We start from the raw sequence: 1,547 nt of genomic DNA on the forward strand, positions 1-1,547 counted from the left end.
CTCGTCGCGGTGAAACGCGTCATCGACTACAACGTCAAAATCCGCGTCAAAGCGGACCATTCTGATGTGGACCTTACCAACGTCAAAATGGCCATGAACCCCTTCTGCGAAATTGCCGTGGAAGAGGCAGTGCGCCTGAAAGAGAAGGGCGTAGCCACCGAAGTCGTGGCCGTGACCGTAGGCCCCAAGGCCGCCCAAGAGCAGCTGCGCACCGCGCTGGCGCTGGGTGCTGACCGCGCCATCCACATTGAAACCGATGAGCGCGCCGAATCGCTGGCAGTGGCCAAACTGCTGGCCAAAGTGGTGGGCGAAGAGCAGCCGGGCCTCGTCATCCTGGGCAAGCAGGCCATCGACACCGACAACAACCAGACCGGCCAGATGCTCGCCGCGCTGACCAATCTGCCGCAAGGCACGTTTGCTTCGGAAGTGGCCGTAGACGGAGACAAGGTCAACGTGACCCGTGAAATCGACGGCGGCCTGCAAACCGTCGCGCTGACACTCCCGGCCATTGTCACCACTGACCTGCGCCTGAACGAGCCGCGCTACGCCAAGCTGCCGGACATCATGAAGGCCAAGAAAAAGCCGCTGGATGTCAAAACCCCCGCTGACTATGGCGTGGAAGTGGCCTCCAAGGTCACGCTGCTCAAAGTGGAATCCCCCGCCGAGCGCAAAGGCGGTATTAAAGTCGCCTCGGTGGACGAGCTGATCGACAAACTGAAAAACGAAGCCAAAGTGCTTTAAAAGGAGCTGATCTCATGAGCATTCTGGTACTTGCCGACCTTCATGAAGGTCAGTTGGCGGGCGCGACCGCTCACGTCGTGGCGGCGGCCCAGGCCATTGGTGGCGATATTGATGTGCTGGTCGCCGGTGAAGGCGTCCAAGCGGCTGCCGAGGCGGCCGCCAAACTCGACGGCGTGAGCAAAGTACGCGTGGCGGACAACGCCGTGTACGCCCACCAGCTGGCCGAGCCCATGGGCGCGCTGCTGGTGGAGCTGGCGGGTGATTACACCCACGTACTGGCCAGCGCTTCCACCACCGGTAAAAACGTCCTGCCACGCTTGGCGGCCCTGAAAGATGTCAGCCAGCTGTCGGATGTGCTCGGCGTCGAAAGCGCCGATACCTTCCTGCGCCCGATCTATGCCGGTAACGCCATCGCTACGGTCAAAAGTGACGACGCGCTGAAAGTCATCACCATCCGCAGTACAGGTTTCGATGCGGTCGGTACCGGTGGTAGCGCCACAACGGAAGCGGTGGATTTCGTCGCGGACAACGCCCAGTCCAGCTTTGTGAAACAAGAGCTGGCGCAAAGCGACCGCCCGGAACTCAGTGGCGCCAAGGTCGTCATCTCCGGTGGCCGCGGCATGGGCAACGGCGAGAACTTCAAACTGCTGGACGGCATTGCCGACAAGCTGGGCGCGGCCATTGGCGCTTCTCGCGCGGCGGTAGACGCTGGCTTCGTACCCAACGACATGCAGGTGGGCCAAACCGGTAAGATCGTCGCGCCCGAGCTGTACATTGCGGTGGGTATTTCAGGTGCGATTCAGCAC

At 61.5% G+C, this 1,547-nt stretch carries 2 protein-coding genes; both read left to right on the forward strand.

All coding sequences use genetic code 11. From position 1 onward, the window contains the following. Window positions 1-741, forward strand: a 741-nt coding sequence (locus tag BIS10_RS18685; protein ID WP_253507768.1) for an electron transfer flavoprotein subunit beta/FixA family protein, incomplete at its 5' end; no start/stop codon positions are given. Between the two features lie 14 nt (window positions 742-755). After that, a partial coding sequence (locus tag BIS10_RS18690) for an electron transfer flavoprotein subunit alpha/FixB family protein (protein WP_253507771.1) occupies window positions 756-1,547 on the forward strand: 792 nt, incomplete at its 3' end.

Source organism: Halomonas sp. 707B3 (assembly GCF_024158645.1).
In the GTDB taxonomy this organism is placed as follows: Bacteria; Pseudomonadota; Gammaproteobacteria; order Pseudomonadales; family Halomonadaceae; genus Vreelandella; species Vreelandella lionensis.